15 protein-coding genes and 2 pseudogenes are annotated in these 14,769 nt (G+C 67.8%); 12 read left to right on the top strand and 5 right to left on the bottom strand.

Features of this window, described 5'->3' with window-relative positions; genetic code table 11:
- Nucleotides 1–418 precede the first annotated feature (418 nt).
- Together PV734_RS17610 and PV734_RS17605 are read left to right on the top strand one after the other, a co-directional pair.
- A complete protein-coding gene (locus PV734_RS17610) occupies nucleotides 419–733 on the top strand; it encodes a hypothetical protein (RefSeq protein ID WP_223786220.1) in 315 nt (104 codons plus the stop codon).
- Nucleotides 734–1,117: 384 nt separating this feature from the next.
- Nucleotides 1,118–1,555: a VOC family protein gene (locus PV734_RS17605; RefSeq protein ID WP_010361140.1), complete on the top strand. Its 438-nt coding sequence runs from the start codon at nucleotides 1,118–1,120 to the stop codon at nucleotides 1,553–1,555.
- A gap of 48 nt (nucleotides 1,556–1,603) precedes the next feature.
- Here the strand turns inward: PV734_RS17605 and PV734_RS17600 are convergent, their stop codons facing one another.
- The gene (locus tag PV734_RS17600) at nucleotides 1,604–2,794 is read right to left on the bottom strand and encodes an IS110 family transposase (protein ID WP_006378715.1); all 1,191 of its coding nucleotides are present in this window, start codon (nucleotides 2,792–2,794) and stop codon (nucleotides 1,604–1,606) included.
- Between the two features lie 455 nt (nucleotides 2,795–3,249).
- On the opposite strand from PV734_RS17600, the pseudogene PV734_RS17595 reads away from it, so the two are divergent.
- A pseudogene (locus PV734_RS17595) lies at nucleotides 3,250–4,125 on the top strand (helix-turn-helix domain-containing protein); the annotation flags it as partial.
- Between the two features lie 97 nt (nucleotides 4,126–4,222).
- On the opposite strand, the gene PV734_RS17590 reads toward PV734_RS17595, so the two are convergent.
- From PV734_RS17590 to PV734_RS17580, 3 genes are all read right to left on the bottom strand, one after another.
- The gene (locus tag PV734_RS17590; RefSeq protein ID WP_223786221.1) at nucleotides 4,223–4,633 is read right to left on the bottom strand and encodes a hydrolase; all 411 of its coding nucleotides are present in this window, start codon (nucleotides 4,631–4,633) and stop codon (nucleotides 4,223–4,225) included.
- A 25-nt stretch (nucleotides 4,634–4,658) separates the two neighbouring features.
- The gene (locus PV734_RS17585; protein WP_010354083.1) at nucleotides 4,659–5,279 is read right to left on the bottom strand and encodes an enoyl-CoA hydratase/isomerase family protein; all 621 of its coding nucleotides are present in this window, start codon (nucleotides 5,277–5,279) and stop codon (nucleotides 4,659–4,661) included.
- Between the two features lie 165 nt (nucleotides 5,280–5,444).
- Nucleotides 5,445–5,738: a hypothetical protein gene (locus tag PV734_RS17580; protein ID WP_037727451.1), complete on the bottom strand. Its 294-nt coding sequence runs from the start codon at nucleotides 5,736–5,738 to the stop codon at nucleotides 5,445–5,447.
- A gap of 156 nt (nucleotides 5,739–5,894) precedes the next feature.
- On the opposite strand from PV734_RS17580, the gene PV734_RS17575 reads away from it, so the two are divergent.
- The 3 genes from PV734_RS17575 (at nucleotide 5,895) to PV734_RS17565 (ending at nucleotide 7,854) form a co-directional block, all read left to right on the top strand.
- Nucleotides 5,895–6,712 (top strand): IS5 family transposase gene (locus PV734_RS17575; protein WP_404820181.1). Its coding sequence is split into 2 segments (ribosomal slippage): nucleotides 5,895–6,224 and nucleotides 6,227–6,712, totalling 816 coding nucleotides; the frame shifts between segments, so codons are not numbered across the junction.
- Nucleotides 6,713–6,728: 16 nt separating this feature from the next.
- Nucleotides 6,729–6,854, top strand: coding sequence for a hypothetical protein (locus tag PV734_RS17570; protein WP_010354081.1), 126 nt, complete (start codon nucleotides 6,729–6,731; stop codon nucleotides 6,852–6,854).
- Between the two features lie 703 nt (nucleotides 6,855–7,557).
- Complete coding sequence (locus PV734_RS17565) at nucleotides 7,558–7,854, top strand: oxidoreductase C-terminal domain-containing protein (protein WP_006378921.1); 297 nt, start codon at nucleotides 7,558–7,560, stop codon at nucleotides 7,852–7,854.
- Here the strand turns inward: PV734_RS17565 and PV734_RS17560 are convergent.
- Entirely contained in the window at nucleotides 7,841–8,842 is a 1,002-nt protein-coding gene (locus PV734_RS17560) for a MarR family winged helix-turn-helix transcriptional regulator (RefSeq protein ID WP_006378900.1), read from the bottom strand. The genes PV734_RS17565 and PV734_RS17560 overlap by 14 nt on opposite strands.
- A 264-nt stretch (nucleotides 8,843–9,106) precedes the next feature.
- Here PV734_RS17560 and PV734_RS17555 point away from each other — a divergent pair.
- From PV734_RS17555 to PV734_RS17530, 6 genes and pseudogenes are all read left to right on the top strand, one after another.
- A pseudogene (locus tag PV734_RS17555) lies at nucleotides 9,107–9,409 on the top strand (FAD-binding protein); the annotation flags it as partial.
- A 196-nt stretch (nucleotides 9,410–9,605) separates the two neighbouring features.
- Complete coding sequence (locus PV734_RS17550; RefSeq protein WP_306080762.1) at nucleotides 9,606–10,040, top strand: FAD-binding protein; 435 nt, start codon at nucleotides 9,606–9,608, stop codon at nucleotides 10,038–10,040.
- Between the two features lie 224 nt (nucleotides 10,041–10,264).
- Nucleotides 10,265–11,068: an IclR family transcriptional regulator gene (locus tag PV734_RS17545; protein WP_010354078.1), complete on the top strand. Its 804-nt coding sequence runs from the start codon at nucleotides 10,265–10,267 to the stop codon at nucleotides 11,066–11,068.
- A gap of 135 nt (nucleotides 11,069–11,203) precedes the next feature.
- Nucleotides 11,204–11,560 carry an alpha/beta fold hydrolase gene (locus tag PV734_RS17540; RefSeq protein WP_107307715.1) on the top strand — a complete coding sequence of 119 codons (357 nt, stop codon included), beginning with the start codon at nucleotides 11,204–11,206 and terminating at the stop codon, nucleotides 11,558–11,560.
- Nucleotides 11,463–11,687 carry a hypothetical protein gene (locus PV734_RS17535; protein ID WP_075693497.1) on the top strand — a complete coding sequence of 75 codons (225 nt, stop codon included), beginning with the start codon at nucleotides 11,463–11,465 and terminating at the stop codon, nucleotides 11,685–11,687. Before PV734_RS17540 ends, PV734_RS17535 begins: the two co-directional genes overlap by 98 nt.
- Nucleotides 11,688–11,868: 181 nt before the next feature.
- Entirely contained in the window at nucleotides 11,869–14,766 is a 2,898-nt protein-coding gene (locus PV734_RS17530; RefSeq protein ID WP_006378968.1) for a glycosyl hydrolase, read from the top strand.
- The last annotated feature ends 3 nt before the right edge of the window (nucleotides 14,767–14,769 follow it).

The raw sequence follows: 14,769 nt of genomic DNA, 5'->3' as shown, positions 1-14,769 counted from the left end.
CCGCCGGCCGCCGGGCCCACACCGAACGCACCCTCGTCCTCAGCCTCTACGGCATCACATGATCAAACCGGACGACCCGGGCAAACGCCGGGGCCCTGGGGGCCAACCAGTGCTTGGGCCGGTATGCTTCTTCCTGAAAGCGCCTTTTAAAACACCTCGCCTGCAGAGAGGACGTGTAGTGAATCTGAAAATTCGCACTCTTGGAGATCTCAGGCGAACCTCTGGAGTGACGCCAAAGACTCAATCAAGTTCGCCAAAGCGTCGCGTTCTTACGAGCCTTGCGACTATTCTCGCCGCGTCGGGCGTTGTGGTCGCAAATCCTTCCGCTGCGTTCGCCAATTCCACCTTCACTGCTGTGGGGTATTGCGACACGAATTACCAGTGTGCGGGAGGCAGTGGCTCGAGTAGCAGATGGTCAGTGAATTTCGATGACGGGCCGACGGTATCGACAATTGACCTCCATGAACTGTACCGCGACCAGAGCGACACCATGTCCTCCTTTCGCATTCTCGGGAGTGTGATGTCGCGCGCCAATCACCCGAATGAAACAGTCACGATTCATCAGCAATTTTATCGAGACAATGGCGGGCAGGTGCCGCTCGGAGAGTACGAAACACGGTTCAGGGCGAGCAGCTCCAACAATGCCCAGCGCTTCAATTTCGATCAAGGCATACCCAATTTGCCGTGGAATGACCAGGTGTCGTCGGTTGCTATATGGATAACGAGAAAGTAGCTGACTGGCCTTAAAGAAGCTCGATCCTTCGTGACGACCTGCCGACTCCGTTGGCAGGTCGTTTCGCTTTCCGTGGCTCTTGGTGGGCAAATCTATAGTCCGGCTGGTGTCTCGGGTGAGCTCCGGATTTCATTGTTTCGAAATTGAACTTAGTCTTTTTGCCACCGAACCGAGTCATGCCGGATTGGCGCGCTCAGAACCACGACACGAGTGAGGGCCGACGGCAAGCCCTGGATCTCAGCACGTGGCCGGGGCCCCAAAAAACGGGGGCTGCGGTCGGCGATTCCTAATGCCGTTCGTCAAGCCGTGGCGCACGCCTGAGGTAGCGGGCAGGAGGTGTCGGAGGTGCGGGGTACAGTCCGTTCATCCGACTGGGGAGGGCTCATGGCGACCAAGTGGAGCTTGACGATCGACTGTGCGTACCCGGGGAAACTGGCCGCGTTCTGGGCGCTGGCGTTGGGCTACGCGGAGAAGCCCGCGCCCGCAGGGTTCGGGAGCTGGGAGGAGTGGTTCTCGCATCATGAGGTTCCGGAGGACGAGTGGGATGACGGGGCGTACCTGTCAGATCCGGATGGCGTGGGCCCCACCTTGTCCTTCCTGAAGGTGCCGGAGCCGAAGGTGGCGAAGAACCGGCTGCATATCGACGTGCAAGTTGGTGGCGGCCGTGAAACCCCGTGGGAGGTGCGCTGGCCGCGCGTGGTCGAGGCGGTGCAGCGGTTGACCACTGCGGGCGCGACCGTGGTCCGCGAGGACGAGTTGCAGGGCAGGCCGGATCACGTGGTGATGGCAGACCCGGAAGGTAACGAGTTTTGCCTGGTCTGACGGGGTCGGTCAGGCCAATTGGCCGCGCGCAGCGTGTCGCGTCCCTTCCTATGCGGCAGCCCTTGTCGGCGGAGCGGGCTCGTAGCGCCGTCCGTCGCGGAGGAGGGCCCAGAGGACGTTGACGCGGCGGCGTGCGAGGGCAAGGACGGCCTGGGTATGGCGCTTGCCCTCGGCGCGTTTGCGGTCGTAGAACCGCCGGGATGCCTCGGACCGCCGAATGCTGATCAGCGCGGAGGTGTAGAGCACGCGCTGGAGCCGGCGGTTGTAGCGTTGCGGGCGCCGCAGGTTGCCGCTGATCTTGCCGGAGTCGCGCGGGACCGGGGCGACGCCGCCGAAGGCGGCGAGGCGGTCGGGGGTTCCGAAGACGGCCATGTCACCGCCGGTGGCGGCCAGGAACTCGGCACCGAGGATGATGCCGAGGCCGGGCATGCTGGTGATCACCTCGAAGTGTCGGTGATCGCGAAATCGGGCCTCGATGAGCTTTCCGAGCTCGGCGACCTGCTCGTTGAGGGCCATCACCTCCTTCGCCAGGGTGTGCACCATCTGGGCGGTCAGCTTCTCGCCGGGCAGGCTGGTGTGCTGGCGTTCGGCGGCTTCGACCGCGGCCTCGGCGAGCTGGTCGGCTCGGAGGACCTTGCGGTTCCGCAGCCAGGTCTCCAGGCGCTTGGCGCCAAGTCTGCGGATGGCCGCGGGGGTCTGGTAGCCGGTCAGCAGGGTCAGCGGGCCCTTGTTGGTGAGGTCCAGGACCCGTTCCAGGCCGGGGAAGATGCCGGGCAGCTGGGCCCGGAGCCGGTTGACGATGCGGGTGCGGTCGGCGACCAGGTCTATACGGCGACCTGTGAGGATCTTGAGGTCGGTGACGGTCTCGTCGCCGGTGCGTAAGGGGTTCAGGTCGCGGCGGATGCGGACCTGGTCGGCGATGACGGCGGCGTCCTTGGCGTCGGTCTTGCCTTCGCCGCGGTAGCTCTCGGAGGCGCGGTGGATGGCGCGGCCGGAGATGTAGTGGACCTGCTGGTCGTGGTTGAAGAGGACCGTGATGGCCAGGGCGGCTCCGCCGTCGGCCAGGTCGATGCCCCAGGTCACCTCGTCGCCAAGGGCTAGGACGTCGGTGAGGAGTTCTAGGAGTTCGGGCTCGTCATTGGCGACGCGCCGGGACAGCAGCCGGTGGCCGCTCTCGTTGATCGCGACGCAGTGGTGGTGGGTTTTGCCTGCGTCGATGCCGGCCCAGATCGCGGCCATGGTGCCTCCGTGCGGTGGGTGTGCTCGGTGCCTCCCGACGGACGACCTCGCTGTCGATTCCCTACGGAGCGATCATTCGCAATTCCTAATTGGCAGCCGAGTCGTCGTGGGGCGTCGGGTGGCCAATCGCTGGTTGCCCCAAGCGGCAGAACTTTGAAAGCCACGCCCGACGCCCCTGGGTGGAAGAACCATACGAAGGGCTCGCCCTGTCCCGCAGACAACGTAGGGAACTGTTGAGTGCAGCCCGGCAGGCTGGGCTGGAGCCATGGCAGCCAGCCGCCGGTTCGTCGGGGCTGGACTGACCCAGGCACCACAAGTAGTCACCTCCTGCCCTGGGCACTCCACACTCGGCCCAGCGACCTCGGTACCGTCAAGGGGACAAGCCCTGATGGATGGAGCACGATGCCTCGCCGCCCTCTCGAACGCTGGCGCCTCACCCCCAGGGGGGCGCGCTGATGCTGGAAGAAGCCGAAGAGATCGGCCGTCGCGCACGTCGCGCACGGCTCCGCCTTGGCATGACGCAAGCCGACCTCGCTGCCGCCCTGGGCAAAACACAGGGTTGGGTGTCCAAGATGGAACGCGGCCACATCGAACTCGACCGCGTCGGCCTGCTCAACCTGCTCGCCTCGGAACTGCATGTACACCCGAACGACCTGATCGGGCGTCCGTACAACAACACCGCACCGGCCGAGAACCAGTGGCAGGTGTCTGCCGCCGCGATCATGCGCGAGCTGCGCCGCTACGACCTCGCTCCCGTCTTCGACGGAACGCCCCGTACAGCCGGTCAGCTGTGGCAGGAAACCACCCGCCTGCATCGCCTCCGCGACGCTGCCGCGAACGTGGCGATCGTGCAGGTGCTCCCCGACCTGTTCCGTGAGGCGCGCGCCCTGGCCGAAGTCGCCACGGGCCATGAGCAGGAAGAGGCGTATGCCATCTACGCGGTGTGCTGCAAGTTCGCCCACACTGCCGCGCACGCGCTTGGACACCCGGAGCTGGTGGCCATGGCATGCGAACGAGCTGCTTGGTCTGCGCGGCTGTCGGGCGACCCGGTGATGCCTGCCGTCGCCGACTGGATGCGCGTGTGGGACATGTGGGCAACGGCAGACTGGGACGACTCTGTTGCCCTGTCCGACAAGGCGATTCGCAGCGTGCAGCGAGAGTACGACCGCGGTGACCCGCTGGCTGTTCGGGCCTGGGGGACATTGCAACTGCGCGCTGCTGTCTCTGCCGCGCGCGGTGGTCGCAAGGCTGAAGCGAAGGACCGGATCAAGCACGCGCGGAGTGCAGCCAAGCGGATGCAAGAAGCCGCCGGCCCTCCGGTGTACGACCGTCTCACTGGACTTGAAATCTTCCGTGCAGAGGCCCTGAAATCACACTGAGCTACTTGCCCCCTCGCCGTAGCTATACGAGAACAGGGCCGTCGTAGCGTCACAGTCGGCCCGTGGGGCGGCCGACGGCATCGCGTTCCACTTCGGGTGAGTGGTCCAGGATGTGGTGGACGAGAGCCAGCGCAGGGGAGTTGAGAATCCACAGGGCCCCGCTGCGGTGCTGGACACGCACGGCCGGTCGGGCACCCATGCGTCGAGCACCCTGCCGGTCGAGGTGGCCCGCTGTGCGCTCGTGGTAGCCGACGGCGCGCACCCAGGTGCCGGGGGCCGAGCGCAGCGCGGCGGCCAGCCCGTCAGGGTCGCCCGCGTGGACACCGCAGTCGACGGAGGACGCGGCGGCCGCCATCGCGAGGAGATGCAGATGGTGGTCGTGCAGCCCGGGCAGCAGAGCGTCGCCATGACCCTCGACCACCTCTGCCCCTGCGACGGGGGTGATATAACCGACCGCCACGACGGTCGCACCGCGTACGTGGACGTCAACCCTTCGGCCGTCGACCTCGACGTCGCGGAAGACCGTGTCGGCACGGGAGTTCCTCCATGCTCCGCCGGTGCGGATCCCCTCTCTCGGCACGTGCGTCCCCCAGTCCCCAGTCCAGCGCCGGCGTCGCATCGATGGCGTGCCCGGTCAACGCGAGATACGCCGTCCGCCACCGCCCGATCCTGCGTGTGACGCCAACCGTGCCCCCGGCTCCCGGGATCAGGCCCATCTCCAGCTCGGGCAACCGAAAGTACGCGTCGTCTGCCGCCGTCACGCGGGGTGCGAAGGACGGTACTTCGACGCCCGCGCCGACGCGGGCACCGTGCACCTCGAAGCGGATTCGGTCGCCGAGAGCGGCGACATGACGCGCGGCGGAGCGGTGCAGCCTGAGGAGGTGAGCGGTCGCCATGTCCGGCGCCGTGCCGAATTCGTCCAGGTCGCCACCGCTGCAGAACGACGGGCCTGCGCCACTCACCACAACGTGTTCCACGCTTCGATCGAGGAGCGCTAACTCCAGCCCTTCGAGCAGCCCGTCGCGCACGGCGTGGCCGAACGCGTTATGCCGTTTGGGCTTGTTGAGAGTGATCCGTAGCGTGCCGTCGTCCCGGTCGAGGAGCACCGGATCCGCACAGGCCGCCGTGGGGCGCGGCTTGGAGCGCGATCGCCAAGCCGCGAACTCCCTGGCGCCGAGCAGTATCGAGTATGAGAGGGACTCGATGAGCAGTCCTTCGGCGACCGTCGCCTTGGGCGTCGCTCGGAGCGTTTCGTCCAGCGTCAGCGCAGCCTACGGAGCGCCGGCGACCGTGGCACGGACGGCGTCGACATCCGAAGCAGTCCCTGCGCAGTACGGGGCGAGTCCGCCGCCGAGGGTGACCGTGAGCTGCTCGACGACCGGCACCGCTTCGGGTGGGAGCGGCGCGGTGGCAACGCCCACGAGCAGCGGAGCAGGAGCTACGCGAGGCGGGAGCAAGGGGTCGTCCCAGTCCATGCCGTCGAGCGGAACGACATGAAGCGGCGTCACCGGGGCGCCCGCTGCGGTGAGTTCCAGGCGGCCGCTCATCAGGAATTTGCTTGTCATGAAGCCGTTAGTTCTCCCGCATCTGCGCTGTTGGCAGGTGTCCTGCGAACTCCGAAGCGGTTATGTGTCCCACACAGTAAGACCTGTTCCCCTAAGAGGTCCTAACAGAAGCTGTTGATCATGTGACTGTCAGCTTGGTTGCTCGTTGGTCTGGTCGTGGGGAAGAGACAGTCGCGGCCGTGGATCGTGTCCGATGAACTGTGGTCGCTGATCGAGCCGTTGCTGCCCAAGCCGGGGCCGAAGCTGGTCGAGGGCAGGCCGCGGATACCGGACAGGCAGGCGTTGTGCGGAATCCTGTTCGTGCTGCACACCGGCATCCAGTGGGAGTACCTGCCGCAGGAGCTGGGTTTCGGCTCGGGCATGACCTGCTGGCGGCGCCTGGCGGCCTGGAACGAGGCCGGCGTGTGGGACGAGCTGCACCTGGTACTGCTGAAGAAGCTGCGGGCCGCGAGGAAGCTGGACTGGTCCCGGGCGGTGATCGACTCCTCCCACGTCCGGGCGGCCCGACGGGGCCCAAAAGCGGTCCCAGCCCGGTCGACCGCGCACGTCCGGGCAGCAAGCACCACGTCCTCACCGACGGACAGGGCATCCCGCTCGCGGTGTCGCTGACCGGCGGAAACCGCAACGACGTCACGCAGTTGATGCCTCTGCTGGACAAGGTTCCGGCCGTGGCCGGACTCGTCGGCCGGCCACGGCGCAGGCCCGACGCGCTGCTGGCCGACCGCGGCTACGACCACGACAAGTACCGCCGACTGCTGCGGGCGCGGGGCGTCCGCCCCGTCATCGCCGAACGAGGTCAGTCACACGGCTCCGGCCTGGGCATCTTCCGCTACGTGGTCGAGCGCACGATCGCCTGGCTGCACGGCTTTCGCCGCCTGCGCATCCGCTGGGAACGACGCGACGACATCCACGAAGCCTTCCTCGGCCTCGCCACCTGCCTGATCACCCACCGCCCCGTCCAACGGCTTTGTTAGGACCTCTAAGGAGAAAGTGCTCCGCAACGTCCGGGTGCCGGTGGAGAACTGCATCGGTGGGGAGAACAACGGCTGGGCCATGATCACCGGTCAGCTCAACACCGAACGCGTCGCCGTGGTGGCCACGGCGCCCTTCGAGTAGATCCTCGCGAGTGTGCGGGCGTGGGCCGCCGAGACCAAGGCGCCTGATGGCTCGTATGTCCTGGACGACCCTTCGGTGCGCCAGGCGCTCGCCCGGCGCCACGCGCGTATCGTGCGACATCGCGCCGTCGACCCGCCAGGTGCGGCCGTCGAGACGGGCATGGAAGCCGGGCGACGTACTGGCGCACCGATCCAACCCTAGCCGACCGTGACGGCCGGCAGGCTGCGGACGAGGTGGAGGCCCGAATCGGCGCCTGGGTCGCGGAGCGTGAGGCCGATGAGTCGTCGGTCTGCTCCTCGCGGCCGGTGTCCCCGCCGCCGTGTCCATCGACAGTCGGTGGGTGCACGAGCACCCTCACCTCGCAGGACGAGGCGCGTACGAAACGGCCGAACTGCCTTATGCCGGCACGGTTCCGTTGCCGACTCTCCCGTTCCGCCACCGAGGCCGGCCCGCCTGGCTCACTCGGCGCCCGTCGACCCTGGGCGAACACAATCGCGAGGTGCTGATCGGTGAACTGGGGCTGACCGAGGAGGCGTACGCCGGCCTGGTGGAGCAGGGCGTCGTCGGCACCGCTCCCGAGGGGTTCTGATGGCGACCGGAAGCGGACCGCTGGCGGGCGTGCGCGTGGTGGAACTCGCCGCGCAGGGCCCGGCCCGATGCCGCGGCCGCCACGATCCTCGGCGAGCGTCGTCCGTACACGTGCGTGCCGTGGTTCTGGTCGGATCAGGGCAGCCTGCGCATCCGGATCGTCGGACTGCGTGCGAGCGACGACACTGCTGTCACACGCCAATTCGGCGATCGCGACAGATGCCTCGTCGGCTACTACCGGGACGGGCGACTGGCGGCTGTCGAGGCCGTCAACGCGACCGCCGACTTCATGGCCTTGAAGAAGGCGCTGGCCTCCGGAACGGAGATCGCGGCTTCCGATCTCATGGATCCGGACGTATCGCTGAAGACGCTCATCAAGGCGGTGACCGCGAATGCGGTCAGTTCCGGCTGAACAGATCTCCTCCGGACGGGCCGGTCGAGCCCCGAGCGTCGAGCAGCGTGGTGACATACGACTCGACCAAGGGCGTCCAGCGCTGTCGGTCCTCGGAGCTGAGGTCGTCGATCAGCTTCTGGAATACCGTCAGCTGGACTTCGAGCACGCGCGTGAGCAGCGCCGCCCCCTTGCGCGAGATGCGGACCAGTGTGCTGCGGCGGTCGAACCCGTCCACCGCGCGGTCCACCAGCCGCAGTTGGGTGAGCTGGCGCAGGCGCTTGCTCGCCTGCGAAGGGTCGATCGCGAGCCGGGCCGCGACCTCTGCGACGGGGAGAGGGCCGCTGCGTTGGATCACTTGGAGGGCGAACAGCCCGGTCTGCCGTACGGGCGCGTCGATGAGTTCCAGCAGATCGTTGAACCCGCTGGACTGGCCGACCCAGGTGACGATTCCGATGACTGGGCGGAAGAAGGCGCGGGTTCCGGCGTCGTAGTCGTCACCCGCAAGCTCCGTCCAGCGGTCAGCGGCCGCGGACCGGGGGCTGTCGGGCAGCGCCGTCACCAGCCGGTCATACACGAGCGTGAACCATTCGGCGAGCGCCGCGATGCCGTCAGCGGACCACCGGGGTTCCGCCACCAGGTAGTCGCGGCTCCATGCGAGCAGCCACCGGTCGAGCGTCGCCGCGGCCGGCTCCGACAGTTCCAACAGGGTCCGGCGGCGATCCGCAGGATCCGTGCTGCGTACGAGGTGTCCGGCAGCCTCGAGCTGGGCCGCCTGTCGGCTCGTCTGGCCGAGATCGATGCCGAGCTCGCGTGCCACCGTGCTGGTCGGCACCGCGCCACGGCTGCCGAGGAGCTCGATGAAGCGCAGGTCGGAGGGCGACAGTTCGGTTCCGGTCACCGCTCGCAACCCGCGGCTGTGCGCCCGCGTACCGGACATGAAGGCGACCGTGTTGATGAGTCTGAGCGTCGCCCTCTCCAGCGCGAGCTCCTCGGGCACCCGGTCCACGCGGACTCCCCTTCCCCCACCACTCCATGAACGGCAGCCCGTATGCCGAGATACGGGACATCTATCAAGCATTGCACATCCATGCGGGTGGCAGAGAGTCGGCAGCGGTGCCCAGCACTGACGGGACCATTTGGAACCACGAGGTCGACGTACTGATCGGCGGCAGCGGGGCCGGCGGAATGGTCGGGGCCATCACGGCCCAACACCTTCGGGCTCACGTCGCTCGTGGTCGAGAAGGCGGCCGGGATCGGCGGCTCGACCGCGATGTCCGGCGGAGGGATCTGGATCCCCAACAATCCCACCCCGCGCAAGGAGGGGCAGACGGACGATGTCGAGGACGTGCGGCACTATCTGCGGGCTGTCGTCGGCGACCGCGTCGCGGCCGATCGGATCGACGCCTACGTCGACTGCGGGCTCGAGGTGCTCGAGATGCTGCATCGCGTCAGTCGGCACATGGAGTTCTCCTGGTGTCCCGGTTACTCCGACTATCACCCTGAGCTGCCCGGCGGCAGGGCGGCGGGCAGGACCATCCAGCCGCGTCCGATCGACGTCCGCAAACTGGGGGACGAGGAGCGGAAGTTGCTAGCGCTGGACGTCCCCATGCCGCTCGGTCTGTGGTTCACGGGCTACGAAGCGCGTAACCTCATGATGATCCGGCGCGAGTGGAAGGCCCGGCGGATGCTGGGCGTGGCGGCCTGGCGGGTCGTCTCGCGCGCGGCCGCCGCGCCGTGGCTGCTCGTTCTACGCAGCGGCCTGGTGGCGAATGCGGACACGCTGCGCGAACTCGCCGAGAAGATCGCGGTCCCGCCGGACGCCCTGGAGGCCACGGTCGCTCGCTTCAACGGCTTCGCGGCCAAGGGCAGGGACGAGGACTGCGGGCGCGGCGACAGTCCGTACGACAACTATTACGGCGACCACTCACTGCCGAACCCCAATCTCGACACGATTGACGGCGGACCCTTCTACGCGATCCGGATCGGAGGCGGGGGATCTGGGCACCAAGGGCGGCGTACTGACGGACGCTCAGGGCCGCGTGCTGCGGCCGGACGGCAGCGTGATCCCTGGTCTGTACGCCACGGGCAACGCATCGGCCGCGGTGATGGGCAACGAGTACGCCGGGGCAGGAGCCACGATTGGTCCCGCCATGGTGTTCAGCTACCTGGCGATGGAGCACGCGGCGAAGAGCGCCGCGGGCTGAGTGCCCTGCCAAGGTACTCCCCGAGGGGCGCACACCTTACTTGGCTGCATACAGTCATCTGTCCGAGCTGTCCTTCAAGTTGGGGCCATTTCGCCCGATTCCTCCATTCTGTAGCGGAGGAAAGCGGGCTCAAAATTACTTGATAAAAGGCATGCACATCTCTTGGCAGTAACCGTGGCGTCACTAGAATTGAAATCAATTCCAGTGGCCGAAGGGTGCTGACAATGACGCTGGCGCTGTCGTCACGACCGGAGGTCGCGGTGCGACCGCCCTCGATGGTCGAGCGAATGACGTTGATCATGGACTGCTTCGAGGGACCGAAGACCCGGCTGCTGTTGGAGGAGGTCTCCCGCCGCACCGGACTTCCGAGGTCGACCGCGCACCGCATCCTCGACCAGCTCGTGCGGCTGCAGTGGGTCGAGCACACCCGCTCTGGCTACCACCTCGGGCGGCGAGTGCGGACCTGGGGGGCGCGGGAGAGCGGGCACTCGGATCTGCGCGCGGCCGCCGCGCCGTGGCTGCACGAGCTCGCCGTCATGACTGACCTCGTCGTACATCTGGGCACCCTCGACGAGACGTATGTCGAGTACCTGGACAAGGTCGGCGGCCGCCGGGCTGCCGCTGTCGCCTCCCGTGTCGGAGGCCGGGCACCCGCGCACTGCACGGCGCTCGGCAAGGCGATGCTCGCCTGGCTGCCGCCGGAAGAGATCGACGAGTTGTACGCCGACGGGGTGCCGGCCGCGACGGGCGCGAGCGTCGACGGCCTTCCCGCACTTCACCGTGAACTCGGCCGTATCCGGCGTGACCGAGGGCTCGCCGTCGAACGGGGGGAGTGCGTCGAGGGGATCGCGTGCGTCGGCGTGGCGATCCGGGGACCTGAGGGTCCGGTCGGCGCTATTTCCCTGGTCGCCGGGCACGCGTCGCCACTGGAGCGCATCGCGCCGCTGGTGTACGACATGGCGCAGCGGATCACTCTGGACCTGTTCGGCGAAAGCGCACTGCGCACGGCACGCGTAGGCACGGCCTGAGCGGCGCCTCTGCGCGTAGATTCCTGGTCCCTGTACAGACCCCGGTCGCCGGTCCCCCTGCCGGCGACCGGGGAGTTCAGCTTGATCTAGCGCGGAACCCCGGGCGTTCACGCCCGGGAGGAAGCGCTTCTCTGGATCGCTCTGACCCGCTCCTGCTGCACGGGTCGGGGCCCGGTTGTCACCGGCTGGCGCAACTTCCGGCACAACCTGCCGACGCTTGCGCGGCAATTCCGCTGTCTCGTCCTGGAGTTCCCTGGCTTCGGTATCAGCGATCCGACCGACAGGCACCCCATGCTGGCCGCGCCGCGGGCCGTGCGAGCGCTGCTCGACGGGCTCGGACTGCAGCAGGCCGACGTTGTCGGCAACTCTATGGGCGGAGTCGTCGCACTTCAGCTTGCGATCGGCAAACCGGAGCTCTTCCGGCGAGCACGCCGTGCTGCGGCGCCGGCTGGAGTTCCTGGAGACTTCCGCGAGCTTCTTCTACGAGGGTGATCGTCCGCTGTCCGCGGAGGAGACCGCCGATCCCTACCGCCGCGGCATGCTGCTCATGGTCCGCAGCATCAGCCAGGCCGAACGCGCCTGGTTGCACCAGGTGCTCGACGGCGGCGAGGGTGATTGAACGCCCCGCCGGATGGCGCAACTTTGCTGACGGCGGGACTGCTGCCTCTTCTTGAGGGTTGAGGGACCACGTGAGGCGCTCCCGGTCACCGGGATCGACCGACACCGAACGGCCCAGGCGATGAAAGGGTGCCCGGCACACCAACTCCCGACTGCCGGGGATCACTTCATCTGGAGCCGCTGTGTCCCGTTTCTCCCGCAGACAGTTCTGTGCGACCGCGGCCGCGGTGACGCTGGCACCCACGGGGACCTTGTGGGCCGGGGCCAAGAGCGCTGCCGCCTCTTCGTCGACCGGGCTGGACAGCGCCTTCGTCCGGCGGTTCGCTCACCCGCCTGCGAATGCCCGGCCGAAGATCCGCTACTGGTGGCCGTGCGGAGAGATCGCGGCGGAAACCATCGACGCGGAGATCGAGGCGATCGCAGGCCGAGGTTTCGGCGCAGTCGAGATCCAGTGCATCGTCACCGCCGACGCTCAGCAGTACGGCTGGGGCAGCGCTGTGCTCACCGAGCGCCTGGAGCAGGCGGTCGCCGCCGGTCACAGGCACGGGGTGCGCATCGATCTCACCGTGGGCCCGGCCTGGCCGCTGGTGGCCCCCGGGCTGTCGCCGGACAGCCCGGAAGCAGCCCAGGAGATCGCCTACGGGCGTGCGGTCCTTGCGGGCGGCGAAGCATACGACGGGCCCGTGCCGGCGGCCCCGCAGCCGCACGCGGGCGTCACCGAGCAAACCCTGATAGCGGTCCAGGCGTTTCGCTGCGCGGGCCCAACCGACGCGAAGCCCGTACTGCTCGAGCGGGCTTCCCGGATCGACCTCACAGGACGGGTGAGCGACGGCACCCTCGCCTGGACCGCCCCAGCGGATGGGCAGTGGCTGCTGTTCGCGTTCTGGCAGCGCGGCACCGGCCAGGCCGCCGTCGTCGGCCAGGCCGCCACGACAGAGGCGGCGTATGTCGTCGACCACTTCAGTGCCGCCGGTACCCGGGCAGTAACCAGCTACTGGGACGAGCGCGTCCTGACGCCCCGCCTGCGCAGTCTGCTGCAGGACAACGGAGGGGATCTCTTCGAAGATTCCCTGGAGTTGGACTCCGCCCAGCACTGGTCCCGGGAACTTCCGGCGCGCTTCAAGAAGCTGCGCGGCTACTCCTTGATCGACAACCTGCCGGTGCTGTTCATCGACCGGATCCACCGGCAGTACACGAGCGTGACACCCGACGACACCCCGGACTTCGCGTTCACCGACGACAGTGGCGCCCGCGTCCGCGACGACTACTATCACACGCTCACGGACCTGTACATCAGTGAGCACGTCGAGCCACTGAAGTCCTGGGCGCACGCCATGGGCCTGAGACTGCGGGCCCAGCCCTACGGCACCACCACCGACGTTCCCACGATCGGCGCGGCCCTCGACATCAACGAGACCGAGTCGCTCGGCGCGGCGCCCGACTACACCGACGAGCCATACCGATGGCTCTCGTCCGGTGCGGTGCACCTGTCCGGGCAGCGCGTCTTCTCGCTCGAAGGCTGCGCGATCTACGGCGAGGCGTACGCGCAGACCTGGCCGCAGATGCTCAAGCACTTCAACGCCGCCTTCGCCCACGGTGTCAACCAGGTCGTCTATCACGGCTTCGCCACCGAGGCGGGCCTGGGAACCACCTGGCCCGGCTTCTCACCGTTCACCCTCCAGGGCGGCAACGGTTTCTCCGAGGCATGGGGGCCGCGCCAGCCCACGTGGAACGACACCGGCAAGATCGTCGACTGGACTGCGCGCACGCAGTTCGCCCTGCGCCAGGGCAGGCCTTCGGTGGACTTGGTCGTCTACCGCCACGCCTACGGGACCGGCATGCGCATCCCGGCCGGGCTGGACGGCTTCACTTACGACTTCGCCGGCCCGGCACAACTCGACGGAACCCGCGTACGTGACCGGCGCCTTGCCCCGGAAGGACCCGCCTATCGTGCGCTGATCCTCGACCGCCAGCCCACGTTGCCCATAGCCACCGCCCGACTGCTGCTGTCGCACGCCCGCAGCGGCCTGCCCGTAGTGATCGTCGGTGCGCCGCCGACCCGCACGCCTGGCGCCCACCGGGCGGCACAGCAGGATGCGGCACTGGCCGAGTTGATGGACCTGTTGCTCAAGCAGGCCTCGGTACGCCACGTCGCCGAACCGAGCGGGTTGCCCGCCGTCTTCGAGGTGCTCGGCATCCGTCCCGCAGCGGACACGCGCGTCGCTCCCGCCGTGCTCGCCCTGCGTCGCACACTGTCGCGAGGCGCGCTGTATCACCTGCACAACTCCTCGGAAAGAGCCGTGTCCGAGGAGGTCGCCCTGGAGGGCCGAGGCACCCCCTACGAACTGGATGCCTGGACGGGCACGGTCACCTCAGTCGCCCAGTACCGAACAGAACGCGGGCGGATCACAGTCCCGGTGCGGCTCGCACCCGGCGAATCCACCATCATCGTTCTCGTACCGGGCAGTGCCCGTCATGTGGTCGCCACCACGGGCGGAGAGGTCGTGACGGCGCCCGGTGGCGGTCTGCTCCTGCGGGGCTCAACGGCTGGTTCGTACACCGTGAAGCTTGACGACGGCTCCGAACGGAGGGTGACCGTTCCTCCCACCGGGGCAGCCCAGGAGCTGAACGTGTGGGAGCTCTCCGTCGAGGACTGGCACCGAGGCCCGGACGGCAAGCTCGAAGTCAGCGAGCACGAGCATCACCTGAACCGCCTTGCACCCTGGTCCGCCATCCCCGGCCTTGAGGACGTCTCCGGGGTCGGCACCTATCGCACCACGGTACGGCTCGTGCGGTTGGACGGGGCCTACCTCGACCTCGGACAGGTCACCGACACCTTCGAGGTGACGGTCAACGGCACGACGCTGCCACCGTCCGACCAGGTCGGCCGGCGGATCGATCTCAGTGGCTACGTGAAGCAAGGAGACAACAGCATCACGGTCCGGGTGGCGACACCGCTGCGCAATCGCCTTCGGGTCACGGAAGGCTTCCCGGGTCAGGCCGAGAAGCCCCGGCAGCAATACGGCCTCATGGGGCCGGTCCGTATCGCGCCGTACCGCCAGGTACCGATCCCGGAATGAGCG

It is taken from the genome of Streptomyces sp. AK08-02, assembly GCF_033795085.1.
In the GTDB taxonomy this organism is placed as follows: domain Bacteria; phylum Actinomycetota; class Actinomycetes; order Streptomycetales; family Streptomycetaceae; genus Streptomyces; species Streptomyces echiniscabiei.
Note: the sequence above shows the minus strand (reverse complement) of the source record. Positions and strands in the feature narration are given on the sequence as shown.